The 19,979-nt window shown below is 52.3% G+C and carries 17 protein-coding genes; 7 read left to right on the forward strand and 10 right to left on the reverse strand.

Annotation, left to right across the window (positions count from 1 at the left end; translation table 11 throughout):
• Nucleotides 1-3: 3 nt before the first annotated feature.
• Together secA and mutT are read left to right on the forward strand one after the other, a co-directional pair.
• Nucleotides 4-2,709, forward strand: coding sequence for a preprotein translocase subunit SecA (secA, locus tag ACVXHP_RS14030; RefSeq protein WP_447571671.1), 2,706 nt, complete (start codon nucleotides 4-6; stop codon nucleotides 2,707-2,709).
• A gap of 56 nt (nucleotides 2,710-2,765) precedes the next feature.
• Nucleotides 2,766-3,155 carry an 8-oxo-dGTP diphosphatase MutT gene (gene mutT / locus ACVXHP_RS14035; RefSeq protein ID WP_304702303.1) on the forward strand — a complete coding sequence of 130 codons (390 nt, stop codon included), beginning with the start codon at nucleotides 2,766-2,768 and terminating at the stop codon, nucleotides 3,153-3,155.
• A gap of 167 nt (nucleotides 3,156-3,322) precedes the next feature.
• Here mutT and yacG read toward each other — a convergent pair whose 3' ends face one another.
• From yacG to coaE, 3 genes are read right to left on the reverse strand one after another with little or no spacing between them, the layout of a single operon-like run.
• Nucleotides 3,323-3,517 (reverse strand): DNA gyrase inhibitor YacG, encoded by a 195-nt coding sequence (gene yacG, locus ACVXHP_RS14040; RefSeq protein WP_304702302.1) that lies wholly within the window; start codon nucleotides 3,515-3,517, stop codon nucleotides 3,323-3,325.
• A gap of 9 nt (nucleotides 3,518-3,526) precedes the next feature.
• Nucleotides 3,527-4,270 (reverse strand): cell division protein ZapD, encoded by a 744-nt coding sequence (gene zapD, locus ACVXHP_RS14045; protein ID WP_447571672.1) that lies wholly within the window; start codon nucleotides 4,268-4,270, stop codon nucleotides 3,527-3,529.
• The gene (gene coaE, locus ACVXHP_RS14050; protein WP_447571673.1) at nucleotides 4,270-4,890 is read right to left on the reverse strand and encodes a dephospho-CoA kinase; all 621 of its coding nucleotides are present in this window, start codon (nucleotides 4,888-4,890) and stop codon (nucleotides 4,270-4,272) included. Before coaE ends, zapD begins: the two co-directional genes overlap by 1 nt.
• A gap of 225 nt (nucleotides 4,891-5,115) precedes the next feature.
• On the opposite strand from coaE, the gene ACVXHP_RS14055 reads away from it, so the two are divergent.
• Nucleotides 5,116-6,159: a GMP reductase gene (locus ACVXHP_RS14055; RefSeq protein WP_304702299.1), complete on the forward strand. Its 1,044-nt coding sequence runs from the start codon at nucleotides 5,116-5,118 to the stop codon at nucleotides 6,157-6,159.
• Between the two features lie 35 nt (nucleotides 6,160-6,194).
• Here ACVXHP_RS14055 and hofC read toward each other — a convergent pair whose 3' ends face one another.
• The 4 genes from hofC to nadC form a co-directional block, all read right to left on the reverse strand.
• Nucleotides 6,195-7,397 (reverse strand): protein transport protein HofC, encoded by a 1,203-nt coding sequence (gene hofC / locus ACVXHP_RS14060; protein WP_447571674.1) that lies wholly within the window; start codon nucleotides 7,395-7,397, stop codon nucleotides 6,195-6,197.
• Nucleotides 7,387-8,769, reverse strand: coding sequence for a type II secretion system protein GspE (gene gspE, locus ACVXHP_RS14065; RefSeq protein WP_304702297.1), 1,383 nt, complete (start codon nucleotides 8,767-8,769; stop codon nucleotides 7,387-7,389). Before gspE ends, hofC begins: the two co-directional genes overlap by 11 nt.
• 9 nt (nucleotides 8,770-8,778) lie before the next feature.
• Nucleotides 8,779-9,216 (reverse strand): prepilin peptidase-dependent pilin, encoded by a 438-nt coding sequence (ppdD, locus tag ACVXHP_RS14070; RefSeq protein ID WP_200008614.1) that lies wholly within the window; start codon nucleotides 9,214-9,216, stop codon nucleotides 8,779-8,781.
• Nucleotides 9,217-9,449: 233 nt separating this feature from the next.
• Entirely contained in the window at nucleotides 9,450-10,343 is an 894-nt protein-coding gene (gene nadC, locus ACVXHP_RS14075; protein WP_042312634.1) for a carboxylating nicotinate-nucleotide diphosphorylase, read from the reverse strand.
• An 87-nt stretch (nucleotides 10,344-10,430) separates the two neighbouring features.
• Between nadC and ampD the strand changes: the two genes are divergently transcribed.
• Entirely contained in the window at nucleotides 10,431-10,994 is a 564-nt protein-coding gene (gene ampD / locus ACVXHP_RS14080; protein WP_042312305.1) for a 1,6-anhydro-N-acetylmuramyl-L-alanine amidase AmpD, read from the forward strand.
• Nucleotides 10,991-11,845 (forward strand): beta-lactamase regulator AmpE, encoded by an 855-nt coding sequence (gene ampE / locus ACVXHP_RS14085; protein ID WP_447571675.1) that lies wholly within the window; start codon nucleotides 10,991-10,993, stop codon nucleotides 11,843-11,845. The genes ampD and ampE overlap by 4 nt, the downstream gene beginning before the upstream one ends.
• A gap of 88 nt (nucleotides 11,846-11,933) precedes the next feature.
• Here ampE and ACVXHP_RS14090 read toward each other — a convergent pair whose 3' ends face one another.
• The 3 genes from ACVXHP_RS14090 to aroP all read right to left on the reverse strand — a co-directional run bounded on the left by ACVXHP_RS14090 (nucleotide 11,934) and on the right by aroP (nucleotide 15,821).
• Complete coding sequence (locus ACVXHP_RS14090; protein ID WP_447571676.1) at nucleotides 11,934-12,884, reverse strand: glycoside hydrolase family 43 protein; 951 nt, start codon at nucleotides 12,882-12,884, stop codon at nucleotides 11,934-11,936.
• On the reverse strand, nucleotides 12,884-14,290 hold the full coding sequence (locus ACVXHP_RS14095; protein WP_200008618.1) for a glycoside-pentoside-hexuronide (GPH):cation symporter: 1,407 nt from the start codon (nucleotides 14,288-14,290) through the stop codon (nucleotides 12,884-12,886). Before ACVXHP_RS14095 ends, ACVXHP_RS14090 begins: the two co-directional genes overlap by 1 nt.
• A gap of 157 nt (nucleotides 14,291-14,447) precedes the next feature.
• Entirely contained in the window at nucleotides 14,448-15,821 is a 1,374-nt protein-coding gene (aroP, locus tag ACVXHP_RS14100) for an aromatic amino acid transporter AroP (protein WP_316129924.1), read from the reverse strand.
• A 565-nt stretch (nucleotides 15,822-16,386) separates the two neighbouring features.
• Here aroP and pdhR point away from each other — a divergent pair.
• Both pdhR and aceE read left to right on the forward strand, forming a co-directional pair.
• The gene (gene pdhR / locus ACVXHP_RS14105; RefSeq protein WP_003018699.1) at nucleotides 16,387-17,151 is read left to right on the forward strand and encodes a pyruvate dehydrogenase complex transcriptional repressor PdhR; all 765 of its coding nucleotides are present in this window, start codon (nucleotides 16,387-16,389) and stop codon (nucleotides 17,149-17,151) included.
• Between the two features lie 162 nt (nucleotides 17,152-17,313).
• Nucleotides 17,314-19,977, forward strand: a complete 2,664-nt coding sequence (aceE, locus tag ACVXHP_RS14110) for a pyruvate dehydrogenase (acetyl-transferring), homodimeric type (protein WP_200008620.1) — start codon at nucleotides 17,314-17,316, stop codon at nucleotides 19,975-19,977.
• Nucleotides 19,978-19,979: the final 2 nt, after the last annotated feature.

Raw genomic sequence — 19,979 nt, forward strand, 5'->3', positions numbered from 1 at the left:
ATTATGCTAATCAAATTATTAACAAAAGTATTCGGTAGTCGTAACGAACGTACGCTGCGTCGTATGCGTAAAGTGGTCAATGTCATCAACGCAATGGAACCGGAGATGGAAAAACTCTCCGATGATGAACTGAAAGCGAAGACCGCTGAATTCCGTGCCCGTCTGGAAAAAGGCGCCAGCGTTGAGAGCCTGATCCCGGAAGCATTCGCGGTGGTCCGCGAAGCGAGTAAGCGTGTGTTCGGCATGCGCCACTTCGACGTTCAGTTGCTGGGCGGTATGGTGCTGAACGATCGCTGCATCGCGGAAATGCGTACCGGTGAAGGTAAAACCCTGACCGCAACGCTGCCTGCGTACCTGAACGCGTTAAGCGGGAAGGGCGTACACGTGGTTACCGTGAACGACTATCTGGCCCAGCGTGACGCCGAAAATAACCGCCCACTGTTTGAATTCCTCGGGATGACTGTCGGTATTAACATGTCTGGCCTGCCTGCACCAGCCAAACGTGAAGCTTATAATGCCGATATTACCTACGGTACTAACAACGAATACGGCTTTGACTACCTGCGTGACAACATGGCGTTTAGCCCGGAAGAGCGCGTTCAGCGTAAACTGCACTATGCGCTGGTCGATGAAGTCGACTCCATCTTGATCGATGAAGCGCGTACGCCGCTGATCATTTCCGGTCCGGCTGAAGACAGCTCGGAAATGTATAAAAAAGTGAACAAAATCATCCCGCATCTGATCCGTCAGGAGAAGGAAGATTCCGACACGTTCCAGGGCGAAGGTCACTTCTCAGTAGATGAGAAAGCACGCCAGGTTAACCTGACCGAACGTGGTCTGGTGCTGATTGAAGAACTGCTGGTTAACGAAGGCATTATGGATGAGGGCGAGTCGCTGTACTCTCCGGGCAACATTATGCTGATGCACCACGTGACTGCCGCACTGCGCGCGCACGTGCTGTTTACCCGTGACGTCGACTACATCGTGAAAGACGGCGAAGTTATCATCGTCGACGAACACACCGGTCGTACCATGCAGGGGCGTCGCTGGTCCGATGGCCTGCACCAGGCTGTTGAAGCGAAAGAAGGCGTAGATATCCAGAACGAAAACCAGACGCTGGCATCCATTACCTTCCAGAACTATTTCCGTTTGTACGAAAAACTGGCCGGTATGACCGGTACTGCAGACACTGAAGCGTTTGAATTCAGCTCCATCTACAAACTGGATACCGTAGTCGTTCCAACCAACCGTCCGATGATCCGTAAAGATTTACCGGATCTGGTGTACATGACCGAAGCGGAAAAAATTCAGGCGATCATTGAAGATATTAAAGAGCGTACCGCAAATGGCCAGCCGGTGCTGGTGGGTACTATCTCCATTGAAAAATCGGAAGTGGTCTCTAACGAGCTGACCAAAGCGGGGATCAAGCACAACGTGCTGAACGCCAAGTTCCACGCCAGCGAAGCGGATATCGTTGCTCAGGCGGGTTATCCGTCAGCCGTAACTATTGCGACAAACATGGCGGGTCGTGGTACCGATATCGTGTTGGGTGGTAGCTGGCAGGCGGAAGTTGCCGAGCTGGAAGACCCAACTCCGGAACAGATCGCCCAGATCAAAGCTGAGTGGCAGGTTCGTCATGACGCGGTGTTAGCGGCCGGTGGTTTACATATTATCGGTACTGAGCGCCATGAATCTCGTCGTATCGATAACCAGCTGCGTGGTCGTTCCGGTCGTCAGGGGGATGCGGGTTCGTCTCGTTTCTACCTGTCGATGGAAGATGCGCTGATGCGTATTTTTGCCTCTGACCGCGTGTCCGGCATGATGCGTAAACTGGGTATGAAGCCGGGTGAAGCGATTGAACACCCATGGGTAACTAAAGCCATTGCAAACGCGCAGCGTAAAGTGGAAAGCCGCAACTTCGATATTCGTAAGCAACTGCTGGAATATGATGACGTTGCTAACGACCAGCGCCGCGCAATCTACACCCAGCGTAACGAACTGCTGGACGTCTCTGACGTTAGCGAAACCATTAACAGCATCCGCGAAGACGTCTTCAAAGCAACGATTGATGCCTATATTCCGCCGCAGTCTCTGGAAGAAATGTGGGATATTCCGGGTCTGCAGGAGCGCCTGAAAAACGACTTCGATCTGGATATGCCGATTTCAGAGTGGCTGGATAAAGAACCTGAGCTGCACGAAGAAACGCTGCGCGAACGTATTCTGGCAAACGCGGTAGAAGTTTATCAGCGCAAAGAAGAAGTTGTGGGCGCAGAGATGATGCGTCACTTCGAAAAAGGCGTGATGCTGCAAACGCTCGACTCTCTGTGGAAAGAGCACCTGGCGGCGATGGACTACCTGCGTCAGGGTATCCACCTGCGTGGTTACGCGCAAAAAGATCCGAAGCAGGAATACAAGCGTGAATCCTTCTCTATGTTTGCATCAATGCTGGAATCACTGAAGTATGAAGTGATCAGCACCCTGAGCAAAGTTCAGGTACGTATGCCTGAAGAAGTAGAAGCGATGGAGCAGCAGCGTCGTGAAGAAGCTGAGCGTTTAGCGCAGATGCAGCAGTTGAGCCATAAAGGTGACGATTCCGCCGCGGCAGAAGAGCTGGCAGCACAAACCGGCGATCGTAAAGTGGGGCGTAACGATCCGTGCCCTTGCGGTTCCGGCAAGAAATACAAACAGTGTCATGGCCGTCTGAGCTAAGCAAATAACTTACTGAAAAGGCGCAGACTTCTGCGCCTTTTTTATGGATGATGAAAATGAAAATATTGCAGATCGCCGTCGGGATTATTCGTAATCAGCACAATGAAATTTTTATCACCCAGCGTGCGGCGGATGCCCATATGGCAAATAAGCTGGAATTCCCCGGCGGGAAAATTGAAGCGGGTGAAACGCCAGAGCAGGCGCTGATTCGCGAACTACAGGAAGAAGTCGGGATCATACCGACTCAGAATTCACTGTTCGAAAAGCTGGAGTATCAGTTTCCGGACCGGCACATCACGCTGTGGTTCTGGCTGGTTGAGAGCTGGGAAGGCGAACCGTGGGGCAAAGAGGGGCAACCGGCGCAGTGGATTGCGCAAGATGCTCTGAATGCGGAGGATTTCCCGCCCGCGAATGCGCCGGTCATTGAAAAGCTGATTGCGGGCTAATGGTGTTCGTAGGCCGGATAAGGCAATGCCGCATCCGGCCAATTATGGCGGGGGCGCTACGCTTGCCCGCCCTACGTTTTCGTTCGTAGGCCTGATAAGCGCAGCGCCATCAGGCAAAACAACATACAACGCCGGATGCGGCGTTGCCTTCTCCCGTTTTGGCAGAATTATTTCTGCTCTTCACTCCAGTCGTCGCTTTCCGACAGATCGCCAGAGCTTGGGATTCGTTTCTCTTCTGCGGCCCACTCACCCAGATCGATTAACTGGCAGCGTTTGCTGCAGAATGGGCGATACGGACTGACTTCAGCCCACACCACGGGTTTTCCACAGGTTGGGCAGTTGACGATGGTTTGTTCAGACATGTTGACTCCTTAACAGCACGCCAGATCAAAATCGAGACGCTCAGGCACCTGGCCATTCTCGCTATCCAGCGGCATAAAACGAATGGCAAAACGGCTCTTATGACCAGAAATTTGCGGGTAAAGCTGCGAATCAAGCGGCAGCTGCAAGCGCAGCAAATCGGCATCCTCGCCGTTATCTTGGTAAAAACCATTCAGGCTGGTTTGTTTACGAAACGGCGCTGAGTTACGAATCAAATCCAGCACCAGCGACAACGCCTGGTTGAGCGGATTCAGGCTGGCAAGCCAGGCTTCAACCTGCGCGTCGCGTTGCGGCTGTGGTAAATGTAACCAGATATGCAGGGTGGGGAGATCGAAACTGCAGCATCCGCCGGGAATGCTTAAACGCTGACGCACGAGGCCAATCAGACGATCTTCACGCAGCGTTTGTCCAATGCGTGGGGCCGAAATCAAAATGCTGCCCGCGCTTTTTAACTGTTGGCGCAATGCGTCGATTCTGCTTTGATCGACGCCGGGAACTTCAACCCAGGCCTGGAGTTTACGCTGTTGTCGTTCCAGTTCTTTCAGGAGTTCGGTTCGGACTTCACCACGTTCAAAGACATCCAGTAAATCTCCGATGTTGCGGAAAAAATGCAGCGCGCCTGCATGGTCCGCAATGGGTAAATTAACGGAGAGCTGTTGGATTAAAAACTCAATGCGCAGCCATGTACGCATCTTCTCATTGAGAGGGTGTTCAAAAAGGACCTGGGTGTGCATTACGGTTTTTCCTGTGAGACAAACTGCAACGCGCGTTGCAAATAGAGCGCGTGCAGGCGGGCGACATCCGAGGCGATGGCTTCCGGTGCGCCATTATTATCAATAACATCGTCTGCCACGGCCAGACGCGCTTCACGCGTTGCCTGGGCAGCAAGAATTTGTTCAACATGCTCGCGCGTCACGTCATCACGCTGCATGGTTCGTCTGAGCTGGGTTTCGGGGGTGACATCCACCACCAGTACGCGGTTGGCTTTTTTATACAGCGAATTCTCTACCAGCAACGGAACAACCCATAACAGATAGGGGGAGGTCGCTTGATCAAATTGACGCTGTGTTTCCTGTTGAATAAGCGGATGGAGCAGGGCATTTAGCCAATTTTTTTCCTCAGGATTGGAAAAAATACGTTCGCGTAAAATGCGCCGTTGTAGCGACCCGTCCGTAGCTATCACGTCGGAACCAAAATGTTCTTCAATCGTCTTGAGGGCAGACGTACCTGGTTCAACCACCTGACGCGCAATGATATCTGCATCAATCACGTTTATTCCGAGGTCAGCGAACGCATTTGCAACGGTGCTTTTACCACTGCCAATGCCGCCGGTTAAGGCTACTGTATACCTCATAGATGCAGATCCTGGAGTTTACGTTTGATTATCAAACAGTTAAAAGTTAAGCGCGTGAAGGCGAGGCTGCTGCAGGATTAACCTACTATTCGCCAGGTAAATTTATGGGATTGTAGCGTAAAAAAAGAGAATTTCGCAGTCTTGCGCGGCATTGATTAGTGCGTATGATAGCGTCACTGGAGTTGTGAGTTTCGATTTTTCGCCATTAACCCCAGGAATCCGCACATGCGTATCGAAGAAGATCTGAAGTTAGGTTTCAAAGACGTTCTTATCCGCCCTAAGCGTTCTACTCTCAAAAGCCGTTCCGATGTTGAGCTGGAACGTCAATTTACCTTTAAGCATTCAGGTCAGACCTGGTCCGGCGTACCGATTATCGCCGCGAACATGGACACTGTCGGGACGTTTGCCATGGCAACGGCGCTGGCATCCTTCGACATCCTGACGGCTGTGCACAAACACTATTCTGTTGAAGACTGGTCTGCCTTTATCGCGGATAGCTCTGCCGATGTCCTCAAGCATGTGATGGTTTCAACCGGCACCTCTGACGCAGACTTCGAAAAAACCAAACAGATTCTGGCGCTCAACCCGGCGCTGAACTTTATCTGCATTGATGTGGCAAATGGCTACTCAGAGCATTTTGTTCAGTTCGTCTCAAAAGCGCGTGAAGCATGGCCGACGAAAACTATCTGCGCGGGCAATGTGGTTACCGGTGAAATGTGTGAAGAGTTGGTGCTTTCCGGTGCGGACATTGTCAAAGTCGGTATTGGGCCGGGTTCTGTATGTACCACGCGTGTAAAAACCGGCGTTGGCTATCCGCAGCTTTCTGCAGTGATTGAATGTGCCGATGCTGCCCACGGTCTGGGCGGTATGATTGTCAGCGACGGTGGCTGCACAATGCCGGGTGACGTGGCAAAAGCGTTCGGCGGCGGTGCGGACTTCGTGATGCTCGGTGGGATGCTGGCCGGTCATGAAGAAAGTGGCGGCAAAATTGTTGAAGAGAACGGTGAGAAATTCATGCTGTTCTACGGTATGAGCTCTGAATCTGCCATGACCCGTCACGTAGGTGGCGTTGCACAGTACCGCGCCGCAGAAGGTAAAACCGTTAAGCTGCCGCTGCGCGGTCCGGTTGATAATACCGCTCGTGATATTCTCGGCGGCCTGCGTTCAGCCTGTACTTATGTCGGTGCATCCCGTCTGAAAGAGCTAACCAAACGTACAACGTTTATTCGCGTACAGGAACAAGAAAACCGCGTTTTCAATAGCCTGTAACATAATCAAGCTGGCGTGTGGGTAATGCGCCAGCTTTATCCTACGCCGCTCATCGCATCTCCCAAATGGAAAATCGGTAAATACATCGCGACAACCAGCGTACCGATGATCAACCCCGTAATGACCAGTAACGCAGGCTCAAGTAACGCAGCCAGATTTTCCGCCTGAGACAGCGTTTTCTCCCCGTGATGGTTAGCGAGATTACGCAGCATTGCATCCAGCGAACCTGATGCTTCCCCCGTTCTTACCAGCTGTATACACAACGGGCTGAATTCGCCGCAATTTTTCAGTGCCAACCAGACAGGTTTCCCGGCGCTGATGTCGTGATGAACCTGCGCTAAACGTTGAGACCAGAAGGGGCTGGCAAGTGTTTCGGTGACGCTCTCAAGACCCTGTAAAAAGGGAATACCAGCGTTTTGCGTTAACGCCAGAACGGTAAAGATCTGCGTGAGTTTTTGTCCTCTGACCATTGCGCCTGTAACAGGGAGTCCGAGCAGCAATTTCTGACTCAGAATGAGCCAATATGGTTTCTGTTTGATCACGTGATATGTCATAACCGAGAGCATAGTGAGTGCTACCGCCAGCCACCCCCATTGGCTGCTATAGTCGGCGATGGCAATCATCCCCCGAGTGAGTGCCGGTAGTGGGGTGTTGAACGTTTGGTAGATGGCGGCAAACTCAGGGAGCACAAACTGCAGCATCGCAAATACGACCATTACCGCCATCGTGATGATGATAATCGGATAGCGCAGGGCTTTTTTAACTTTATCAGCGAGTTGCTGCTGGTTTTTTTGCTGTCTGGCGAGTTCAAAACAGCAGTCGTCCAGCTTACCTGTAAGCTCTCCGGTACGGATCATCGCCTGATAAAGTGGCGGAAAAACGTGTTGCCACTTTGCGAGTGAGGTGGAGAGGGGAATGCCCTGCTCCATATCGTAAGCCAGCGTGCCCAGTAGCGCCTGCCACTGGCTGCTGGGATGCTGTTCAGCAAGCAGAGCTAGCCCTGTTGAGAGCGTTAACCCTGCTTTTAGCAATGTTGCCAACTGGTGTATGGTTTCGGCGCTTCTTTCACGGCTCCAGTGCGAGGTTTTGACACGCATACGTTTAATACGTAACGGCGTGATATGCCGCTGTTCCAGAGCCTGTATTAGCAAGAGTCGGGTATCAGCCCATAATACGCCTTCCGACGGCTCCCCTTCGTTGTTAATGCCTTGCCAGCGCCAAAGCTGTTTAGCTGACATGCGGCATGCCCAGTACGCGAATCAGTTCTTCGTATGTCGTTAAGCCTTGTTCGACGGCCTGACAGCCATTCCCGAAAAGCGTACTCCCTGATAGCTGAGCATCTGAATCCACTCCGTCTACGGATGTGCTACTGGCGATACTCTGGCGTAATGCAGGAGTAACGGGTAGCACTTCAAACAATGCGGTACGACCATAAAACCCGTGATAACAATGTTCGCAACCAGGCGCATGCCAACGTGGTAGCGGCATAGGCCAGATTGCTTTGGGGAGCGTAATGGATGTATCCAGACGTTGTCGGCAATGGGGGCATAGCTTTCTGACCAGCCGCTGGGCAATGACGAGCGTCAGCGCGGAGGCGATCATCCAACGCGCAACCCCCATTTGCTGCAGACGTACTAAGGTTTCACTGGTGGAATTAGTATGCAGTGTTGACAGAACCAGATGACCGGTTTGTGCGGCCTTAAGCGCTATTTCAGCCGTTTCGCCATCGCGGATTTCGCCGACCATAATTATGTCGGGATCCTGGCGCAGTAGAGCGCGCAGTACTGCCTGAAAAGTAAGACCTGCGCGTGGGTGAATTTGTGTCTGGTTAAGGCCAGCGATCGGGATCTCTACCGGATCCTCTACGCTACAAAGATTCACATCTGATGTATTCCGGGTTTGTAACGCGCTGTACAGGGTGACCGTTTTACCGCTCCCGGTAGGCCCGGTAACCAGAATCAGCCCCTGAGGCTGCTGCAACGCTTGCGAAAATGCTGCCAGCTGCGCGTCCTGCATTCCCAATGCAGTGATATCCAGCGTCTGATCGACCTGATGAAGTAGCCGCAGCACTACCTTTTCACCCCAGCGACAGGGCAGGGTGGCGATACGAAACGAGATGGGTTGTCCTGAAATCTCAACGGTAAATTGTCCGTCTTGTGGCAGCCGGTGCTCGGCAATATCCAGACTGCCTAATACTTTTAATCGTGCGGTGATAGCGATGCCCATCTCAGTTGTGACTTCCGGCAAAGCGTGTAATACGCCATCCACGCGTAATCTGATTCGATAGCGGTGTTCCTCTGGTTCAAAGTGAATATCAGAAGCCCGTTGCGTCAGGGCGGATTGAAACGTCTGATTCAGCAACCCGGCTGCGGTGGCGCTGCTTTCAGACACTACGACCGGTAACATTTTTTGTGGCGTATGCGTGTGCCCTTCCATTTGCTGGCGCGTCCAGCAAACAATATCGATACGCCTGGTCGTTGCAAAATGCAGTGCATCCAGCAGCTCATGGGACGGTGCATCCACCACGGCGATGTGCACAACTTCATTGTCTGCATCGAGTAATATTCCCTGATAACGTTGGCATAGCGCCGTAAGTTGCGTGGTATTCATCTCTTTTCCTTAGTAGGTATCGAAGCGGAAAACGTCTTCGCAAGCCTGTTGTAGTGCGCTGTCATTTTGAATGGCGCAGTTACGACTCCAGCCGGTAATGCCGTTGGCATTGTCCCAGCCCGGCGTCATCGTGATGCTTAGCCCGTTCAGGCTTTCCTGGCCTGTGAGGCTGACAACGCCTTTTTCAACGCTCATGTCTGAGACATAACGGGTGGTTGTGGGGGAGGGGATGCCATTGGTCCCGGCATCGCAGGACTCTGTTCCACCATGCTCCAGCGCACAGAGTTCGACCGCGGTGCGATAGGGAACAAAGGTTTGCAGCATGTCCGTCAGGGCGGCTTTGCGTAGATAGTTTTGATAAGCCGGAATACCGATGGCGCTAAGAATGGCAATGATGCCAATGACCACCATCAGTTCGATAAGCGTGAAGCCTCGTTGTTTGTCCATTGTTGATTCGCTCCTGGAGTTAGCTGGCGCTACTTTGGCAAATCGAACGGATCTTAGGCGAGAGACAAAAAACAGAACGGGAAGGCGGATTCAGAGGATTTTTACGAAATTACAGCATCAGACAACGTATTTGCGAAGGGGCTCGAAGAAACTGCCGGATGACGGCGTAAATGCCTTATCCGGCTGGGGGGAGGCCCGATAAGCGAAGCGTCATCGGGCAGTGCAATTAGCAATTAACGAAAACGCATGGAGAGATCGAGCGCGCGGACGTGCTTGGTCAGTGCGCCAACGGAGATAAAGTCCACCCCGGTTTCGGCAAATTCGCGCAGCGTTTCATGGGTGACGTTACCCGAGACTTCCAGACGCGCCTGACCGTTGGTGCGTTTTACCGCTTCGCGCATTTGCTCAGTTTCGAAGTTATCGAGCATGATAATGTCCGCCCCGGCTTTTAGCGCGTCGTCCAGCTCTTCCAGGCTTTCAACTTCAACTTCAACGGGCACATCCGGATGCAACCAGAAGGCTTTTTCAACGGCCTGTCGTACCGAACCAGAAGCAATAATGTGGTTTTCTTTAATCAGGAAGGCATCAGAAAGCCCCAGGCGATGATTCGCGCCGCCGCCGCATAACACGGCGTATTTCAGAGCGGTACGCAGCCCTGGCAGCGTTTTACGTGTATCCAGTAGTTGGGTTTTTGTCCCCGCCAGCAGATCGACGTATTTACGCACCTCGCTCGCTACGCCCGAAAGCGTCTGCACAAAATTAAGCGCGGTACGTTCGCCGGTCAGCAGTACGCGGGAAGGGCCGTCCAGCTCAAACAGCGGTTGATTAGCCTTAATGCTGTCGCCATCTTCGACATGCCAGGTGATGTTGACATCATCGCCAGCCAGTTGAATAAAGACCTCTTCCACCCAACGTTTCCCGCAAAAAACGCCATTTTCTCGGGTGATCACGGTGGCATGGGAGCGCATGTCTTCGGGTAAAAGCTGTGCGGTGATATCGTTATTGGCATCAACTTCTCCGCCTAAATCTTCGCGCAGTGCCTGAGCTACAGCGGCAGGGATATCCAGATTTATGCGTTCCAACAGCGCGTCACGTCGGTAGTCAGGGTTATAGCGGCGAGGCGGCATGATAAAACTCCAAATTGCTAACGAATCATAAGGTGGAAACATGCTACCCTGAACCTGATATGAGCACCACCAATAAGGAGATTCTGCATGTTGTTAGACGAGGGCTGGCTGGCAGAGGCGCGACGCGTTCCCTCTCCTCATTACGATTGCCGCCCGGATGACGAAAACCCTTCTCTGCTGGTGGTGCATAATATCAGCCTGCCGCCCGGCGAGTTTGGCGGCCCGTGGATAGACGCGTTGTTTACCGGCACGATTGATCCCAAGGCCCATCCTTTTTTTGCTGAGATCGCCCATTTGCGCGTCTCAGCCCATTGTTTGATCCGCCGTGATGGTGAGATTGTGCAGTACGTCCCTTTTGATAAACGTGCCTGGCATGCGGGCGTGTCAAATTATCAGGGGCGTGAGCGCTGTAATGATTTTTCAATTGGTATTGAGCTGGAAGGAACGGATACGCTGGCCTATACCGATGCGCAGTATAAGCAACTGGCCGCCGTGACGAATGCGCTGATTACGCGTTATCCGGCCATTGCCAACAATATGACTGGACACTGCAATATTGCCCCCGAGCGTAAGACCGATCCCGGGCCGTCTTTTGACTGGGCAAAATTTCGCGCCCTGGTCACCCCCTCGTCGCACAAGGAGATGACATGACGTTGTTTACAACATTACTGGTGTTGATTGTCGAACGCCTGTTTAAGCTGGGTGAGCACTGGCAGCTTGATCATCGGGTGGAAGTTTTTTTCCGCCGAATTAAGCATTTCTCTATGATGCGTACGGTGGGCATGACCCTGATTGCGATGGGACTGACATTCCTGCTACTGCGCGCGCTTCATGGGCTGCTGTTTAACGTTCCGTTGCTGGTGGCGTGGATCTTGATTGGCTTGCTGTGCATTGGCGCTGGCAAGGCGCGTCTCCACTATCATGCCTATTTACAGGCGGCATCTCACGATGACGCACATGCTCGTGAGGCGATGGCCAGCGAGCTGACGCTTATACATGGGGTTCCGCCGGATTGCGATGAGCGAGAGTTCTTGCGCGAACTGCAGAACGCGTTGTTATGGAACAACTTCCGCTTTTATCTGGCGCCGTTATTCTGGCTGATTGTCGGTGGTCCGTGGGGACCGGTGACGCTGGTTGGTTATGCTTTTTTACGCGCCTGGCAGTCCTGGCTGGCGCGCTATCAGACGCCGCATCAGCGTCTGCAATCGGGTATTGATGCGATCCTGCATGTGCTGGACTGGATCCCGGTTCGTTTGGCTGGCGTAGTCTACGCGCTGCTGGGACACGGCGAGAAGGCGTTGCCTGCCTGGTTTGCTTCGCTGGCGGATCTGCATACTTCCCAATATCAGGTGCTTACTCGTTTGGCGCAGTTCTCTCTGGCGCGTGAACCGCATACTGATAAAGTCGAAACGCCAAAAGCGGCTGTTTCAATGGCGAAGAAGACCTCGTTTGTGGTGGTGGTGATTATTGCGCTGTTGACGATTTACGGCACGCTGATCTAGCGATTGTTGCCGGATGGCGCTAACGCTTCCTACAGTGGAAAAACGTGTAGGCCCGGTAAGCATTAGCGCCACCGGGCAGTGCAACGGCTTAGATCGTATCAGCAGGCGGGATGCCAAAATCAGGCATCCCGTTTTCGTCCCAGCGTACCAGTTTCAGACGCGTATGGCGGTTTGGATCGTACAACGGATCGCCTTCAATTTCGGTGTAATTTCTCGCGTGGTACACCAGCACATCTTCACCTTCCGGCGTTTGCGTAAAGCTGTTGTGTCCCGGTCCATACTGACGATTTTCATAGCTGGTGGTAAAGACCGGGCGCGGTGATTTATGCCAGTTCTGCGGGGTGAGCGGATCGTCGTTGAGGTCAATCCACAGCAACCCCATACAGTAATTCTCATCGGTGGCGCTGGCCGAATAGCTGATAAACAGCTTGTTGCTATGCACCACGACGGCCGGGCCTTCGTTGACCCAGAACCCCCGGCATTCCCAGTCATACTCAGGATGGCTGAGCATGACCGGCTCGCCTTTAATCGTCCATGGGTTTTCCATCTCTGCGAGATAAATATTGGAATTTCCGGCGATATCGGGCGATTTTTGTGCCCATAGATACCATTGTTTTCCCTGATGATTAAAGGTGGTGGCGTCCAGGGCGAAGGTATCAAACTGCGTTTTAATTTGACCTTTCTCCGTCCACTTGCCGGTCAACGGATCGGCGTCTGCGCACTCCAAAGCAAACATGCGGTGCTGGAACATTCCCAGCTTATCAAGCGCCTGAGTATGGGTAGCGGCAAAATAGATGTACCACTTGCCCGCCAGATGATGGATTTCCGGTGCCCAGATGAGCTGACTCATAGGGCCGCTTTCCGGTTTACGCCAGACGACAACGGGAGTGGCGGAGCGCAAACCCTCCAGAGAGTCAGCCCGGCGGATCTCCAGCCGGTCATATTCTGGCACTGACGCAATGAAATAGTAGTGGCTACCGTCGCGTAAGATAAACGGATCGGCGCGTTGTTCGATAAAGGGATTTGGCCACTGATTCATTAGGCTTTCCTTACGGGTTCAGTCGTTTTTATATCGTGGTATTCATTGAGTTCACGGTAGTTGGTACGGCGTTTTTCCAGATCGGTCTGGATTTGCTGCATAAACTCGCGGTCAACTTTTAGCAGGCGAACCACGCCCGCGGTAATCAGATAACCTACGCCGGGTATGATGGTGAATAGCAGCATAATACCGTTAATGGCAGAGTCGCTTTGCGCTTTCGCCCCTGCGTCGTAGCCGTACCAGGAGAGCAGGAAGCCAACCATCGCTCCGGCGATCGCCAGGCCCAGCTTGAGGAAAAACAGGTTACCGGAGAAACTGATCCCGGTGATGCGCTTACCGGTTTTCCACTCACCGTAGTCATCGACATCCGCCATCAATGACCAGTGCAGCGGGGAAGGGATCTGATGCAGGATGTTGAGCAGGAAGTAGAGCACCATGATCATCAGGGTGGCTTTCGGGTCGAAGAAATAAAATGCAGCGGAGAAAATCGCCAGGACGATGTTGGTCCAGAAGAACACCTTCAGTTTGCACCAGCGATCGGTTAATACCTTCGCCAGCATGCTGCCGATCATCATGCCGACGACGCCGAGGCTGATAAACAACGTGGCGAACTGCGTGCTTTGTTGCATCACCCACGTAACGTAGTACATGGTGGCGGCCATGCGAATAAAGCCCGGGCAGACGTTGCACAGGGTTAACAGCAGGATTTTTACCCACTGATCGTTTTTCCACACGTCTTTCAGGTCGGCTTTCAAATCGTCGTTAGTCTGCACGGCGGGGCGAACGCGTTCACGAACTGATGCAAAGCAAAACAGGAACATACACATGCCGATGAAGGCGAGTACCGCCATCGCCATCTGATACCCTTTAGCTTTGTCTTCCCCGCCAAACCAGTCAGCCATCGGCAACAGGGTAAGGGAGAGCAGCAGGGTTGCTATCCCTACCAATACAAAGCGATATGACTGGCAGGCGACGCGTTCTTTGGGATCGTTAGTGATAACGCTGCCGAGCGAGCAGTAGGGAATGTTGATCGCCGTATAGGTAATAGAGAGCAGGAAGTAGGTGACGAAGGCATAGATAACTTTGCTGTTATACGTCCACTCAGGGGTGGTAAACATAAGCACGCTGAATAATGCGTAAGGGAAAGCCATCCACAAAAGCCATGGACGAAATCGACCATATTTGCTGCGTGTGCGGTCGGCCATCGCGCCCATTATAGGGTCGGTAACGGCATCGATAACGCGTACGGAGAGCAGTAATACGCCGACCAGGGCAGGCGCAAGACCAAAAATATCTGTGTAAAAATAGTTAACAAACAACATGATGGCGCCAAAGATGATGTTGCATCCGGCGTCGCCCATTCCATAGCCGATCTTTTCTTTCACCGTGAGCTTACTGGTTTCCATCAACTGCACTCCATTAATGAGATATGGAGAGAATTATTGTCTGCTATTGATGTTTTTACGTTGCAGGATAACGCCGCTGATATGGACGAAACAGTCGTGAGTGGGAAAGTGTGAGGCAGGTAACAACCCCCACCTGGTCCAGGTGGGGGAGGGAAGTTTAATGCGCTTTAACCGTGCCGGCGGTTTTTTGCTTGCACAGATAGCCGATGCCAAGAATGGCAATCCATACCGGGATTAAGTACACCGAGATCGCCATGCCCGGCGTCATCAGCATAATCACCAGTACTGCCGCCATGAAAAGCAGGCACACCCAGTTACCGAGCGGGTAGAGCAAAGCCGGGAAGCGGGTGGTTACGCCCTGCTGCTGTTTGGCTTTGCGGAACTTCATGTGCGCCAGGCTGATCATCGCCCAGTTGATCACCAGGGCGGAAACCACCAATGCCATCAGCAGGCCAAAGGCGGATTCCGGCGCCAGATAGTTGATCAGTACACACAAGGCCGTTACCAGCGCGGAGACCAGAATGGTGTTAACCGGTACGCCGCGCTTGTCGACGTTCATCAGCGCTTTCGGCGCGTTGCCCTGCTGTGCCAGACCGAACAGCATACGGCTGTTGCAGTATACACAGCTGTTATAGACAGAAAGGGCGGCGGTCAACACCACGATGTTCAGCGCATTGGCAACAAAGGTGTCGCCCAACTCATGGAAAATAAGGACAAACGGGCTGGTATCAGCCGTTACGCGCGTCCATGGCATCAGGGAAAGCAGCACAGCCAGTGAACCGACATAGAAAATCAGGATGCGGTAGATAACCTGGTTTGTCGCTTTCGGGATGCTTTGCTCCGGGTTATCGGCTTCTGCTGCGGTGATGCCGACCAGTTCCAGCCCACCAAAGGAGAACATGATAATCGCCATCATCATCACCAGACCGGTGAAGCCGTGCGGCAGGAATCCACCCTGGCTCCACAAGTTGCTGACGCTGGCCTGTGGACCGCCGTTGCCGCTAAACAGCAACCAGCCGCCGAACAGGATCATTGCGACTACGGCAATGACTTTAATAATGGCAAACCAGAACTCCATCTCGCCAAACACCTTCACGTTGGTCAGGTTAATGGCGTTGATCAGCACGAAGAAGGCAGCCGCAGAAACCCAGGTCGGGATCTCCGGATACCAGAACTGAATGTATTTACCTACGGCAGTTAGCTCTGCCATGGCAACCAAAACGTACAGTACCCAATAGTTCCAGCCGGAAGAGAAACCCGCGAAACCGCCCCAGTATTTATAGGCAAAGTGGCTAAAGGAGCCTGCAACCGGCTCTTCAACCACCATTTCACCTAACTGACGCATGATCAAAAAGGCGATAAAGCCGGCAATAGCGTAACCGAGAATAATCCCCGGTCCTGCAGACTGGATAACGGATGCGCTACCAAGGAATAACCCGGTACCAATCGCGCCACCCAGCGCGATTAGCTGTATATGGCGGTTTTTAAGGCCGCGCTTGAGCTGATCGCCATGCGGTTGACTTTCCATCATTAAACCTCGTGTGTGGTTTTACTCTTCATAATTTCGAGTACTTATTTTTTGAACTACGCAGCAATGCGTGTGTAAGTTTGCAATTCCGTTTGTTGTATTAATTTGTTTACAGATAACAATAATGAAATGTTGCCTTAAGACTTTTGTCTTGATCAGAATAATGTTATGCGAGCGCGAATGCACCTGCTTTATGCGAGGGCGTTGACGAGTTGAATAAAAAGAAACCATTTGTAAATGCGAGTTTATCTACCACAAAATTTCCATTTTGAATTTTCATTCAATAATTTTGCTTAATAACTCGGTAATTAGGCAGGTGAATCGGTTCAGATAATATATTTTTTCGTTTCAATTCCGTTAAAACTACCCCGTGATGGGTAAATTTAACATTTGTGCATAGTTACATGTTTGAAACGTTATTTCTGTAATGTTGTTAAAATATGCCCCCTTTACTGATTTCAATCAAAACCTGTATGGACAGAAGGTGAATACTTTGTTACTTTAGCGTCAAGAACATGAAATTGGTAAGACCAATTGACTCCGGGCAAATGGCTTAAGACAGGAAATCATGGCCTACAGCAAAATCCGCCAACCAAAACTCTCCGATGTGATTGAGCAGCAGCTGGAGTTTTTAATTCTTGAGGGGACACTTCGCCCCGGAGAAAAACTCCCACCGGAACGCGAGCTGGCAAAACAGTTCGACGTCTCCCGCCCTTCCTTACGCGAGGCGATCCAACGCCTTGAAGCGAAGGGGTTACTGCTTCGTCGTCAGGGCGGTGGCACTTTTGTTCAGAGCAGCCTGTGGCAGAGCTTTAGCGACCCACTGGTAGAGCTGCTCTCTGACCATCCTGAATCCCAGTTTGACCTGCTTGAGACGCGCCATGCGTTGGAAGGTATTGCAGCTTATTACGCTGCACTGCGCAGCACGGATGAAGACAAAACGCGTATCCGTGAACTCCACCATGCGATCGAGCTTGCGCAACAGTCCGGCGATCTTGACGGCGAATCCGATGCGGTACTCCAGTATCAAATTGCTGTCACCGAAGCCGCACACAATGTGGTGCTGCTCCATCTGCTAAGGTGTATGGAGCCGATGCTGGCCCAGAACGTCCGTCAAAACTTCGAATTGCTGTACGCGCGTCGCGAGATGCTGCCTCTGGTAAGCAGTCACCGTACCCGTATCTTTGAAGCAATCATCGCCGGGAAGCCTGAAGAGGCGCGTGAAGCGTCTCACCGTCACCTGGCGTTTATCGAAGAGATTTTACTGGACAGAAGCCGTGAGGAAAGCCGTCGTGAACGCGCCTTACGCCGTCTGGAGCAACGAAAGAATTAGTGATTTTTCTGGCAGAACGTTAACCAGAAGATGTTGTAAATCAAGCGCGAACCAAAAGCGCGGCAACTAAACGCAGAACCTGTCTTATTGTGCTCTTGAGCGAGAACACAATGGGACAGGTTCCAGATAACTCAACGTATTAGATAGATAAGGAATACCCCCATGTCAGAACGTTTCCCAAATGACGTGGATCCGATCGAAACTCGCGACTGGCTACAGGCGATCGAATCGGTCATCCGTGAAGAAGGTGTTGAGCGTGCTCAGTATCTGATCGACCAACTGCTTTCAGAAGCGCGCAAAGGCGGCGTGAAAGTAGCGGCAGGTGCAGGGGCCAGCAATTATGTAAACACTATTGCCGTTGAAGATGAGCCGGAATATCCGGGTAATCTGGATCTGGAACGTCGTATTCGTTCTGCTATCCGCTGGAACGCCATCATGACCGTACTGCGCGCGTCTAAAAAGGACCTCGAACTGGGTGGCCACATGGCATCCTTCCAGTCCTCCGCAACGGTATATGATGTTTGCTTCAACCACTTCTTCCGTGCACGCAACGAGCAGGATGGCGGCGACCTGGTATACTTCCAGGGTCACATCTCTCCGGGTATCTACGCACGCGCATTCCTGGAAGGTCGTCTGACTGAAGAGCAGATGAACAACTTCCGTCAGGAAGTTCACGGCAAAGGCCTGTCTTCCTACCCGCACCCGAAACTGATGCCGGAATTCTGGCAGTTCCCGACCGTTTCTATGGGGCTGGGCCCAATCGGTGCTATCTACCAGGCTAAATTCCTGAAATATCTGGAACACCGTGGCCTGAAAGATACCTCTAAACAAACCGTTTACGCCTTCCTCGGCGACGGCGAGATGGATGAGCCAGAATCTAAAGGTGCGATCACCATCGCGACCCGTGAAAAACTGGACAACCTGGTCTTTGTTATCAACTGTAACCTGCAGCGTCTTGACGGCCCGGTCACCGGTAACGGCAAGATTGTTAACGAACTGGAAGGCATCTTTGCAGGTGCTGGCTGGAACGTTATCAAAGTCATGTGGGGCGGTCGTTGGGATGAACTGCTGCGTAAAGACACCAGCGGTAAACTGATCCAGCTGATGAACGAAACCGTTGATGGCGACTACCAGACCTTCAAATCCAAAGATGGTGCATACGTACGTGAGCACTTCTTCGGTAAATACCCGGAAACCGCAGCGCTGGTTGCTGACTGGACTGATGAGCAGATCTGGGCTCTGAACCGTGGTGGTCACGATCCGAAGAAAGTCTACGCTGCACTGAAAAAAGCACAGGAAACCAAAGGCAAAGCAACTGTAATCCTCGCCCATACCATCAAAGGTTACGGCATGGGTGACACCGCCGAAGGTAAAAACATCGCTCACCAGGTTAAGAAAATGAACATGGACGGCGTGCGTTATATCCGCGACCGTTTCAACGTTCCAGTAACCGATGAGCAGGTTGAAAACCTGTCTTACATCACCTTCCCGGAAGGTTCTGAAGAGCATACCTATCTGCACGCTCAGCGTCAGAAACTGCACGGCTACCTGCCAGCTCGTCAGCCGAACTTCAGCGAGAAGCTGGAACTGCCGGCGCTGGAAGACTTCGGTGCGCTGCTGGAAGAGCAGAACAAAGAAATTTCTACCACTATCGCGTTCGTTCGTGCCCTGAACGTGATGCTGAAGAACAAGTCGATCAAAGATCGTCTGGTACCGATCATCGCTGACGAAGCGCGTACTTTCGGTATGGAAGGTCTGTTCCGTCAGATCGGTATCTACAGCCCGAACGGCCAGCAGTACACCCCGCAGGACCGTGAGCAGGTTGCTTACTATAAAGAAGACGAGAAAGGTCAGATCCTGCAGGAAGGTATCAACGAACTGGGTGCCGGCGCATCCTGGTTGGCTGCTGCGACCTCATACAGCACCAACGATCTGCCGATGATCCCGTTCTACATCTACTACTCCATGTTCGGGTTCCAGCGTATCGGCGACCTGTGCTGGCAGGCTGGCGACCAGCAGGCTCGCGGCTTCCTGATTGGTGGTACTTCCGGTCGTACGACGCTGAACGGCGAAGGTCTGCAGCACGAAGATGGTCACAGCCATATTCAGTCTCTGACTATCCCGAACTGTATCTCTTACGATCCGTCTTACGCGTACGAAGTTGCGGTCATCATGCATGATGGTCTGGAACGTATGTACGGTGAGAAACAAGAGAACGTTTACTACTACATCACCACCCTGAACGAAAACTACCACATGCCGGCAATGCCAGCAGGTGCCGAGGAAGGTATCCGTAAAGGTATCTACAAACTCGAAACCCTCGAAGGTAAGAAAGGCAAAGTTCAGCTGCTGGGCTCCGGTTCTATCCTGCGTCATGTCCGTGAAGCAGCACAGATCCTGGCGAACGACTACGGTGTTGGTTCTGACGTGTACAGCGTAACCTCCTTCACTGAACTGGCGCGTGATGGCCAGGATTGTGAGCGCTGGAACATGCTGCACCCGATGGAAACGCCGCGCGTTCCGTACATCGCTCAGGTAATGAACGACGCACCGGCAGTAGCATCTACTGACTATATGAAACTGTTTGCCGAACAGGTTCGTACTTATGTACCGGCTGATGATTACCGCGTACTGGGTACTGACGGCTTCGGTCGCTCTGACAGCCGTGAAAACCTGCGTCACCACTTCGAAGTTGATGCTTCCTACGTGGTGGTAGCGGCCCTGGGCGAACTGGCTAAACGTGGCGAAATCGATAAGAAAGTGGTTGCTGACGCAATCACCAAATTCAACATCGATGCAGATAAAGTTAACCCGCGTCTGGCGTAAGA

The organism is Citrobacter freundii complex sp. 2025EL-00176, from assembly GCF_053309355.1.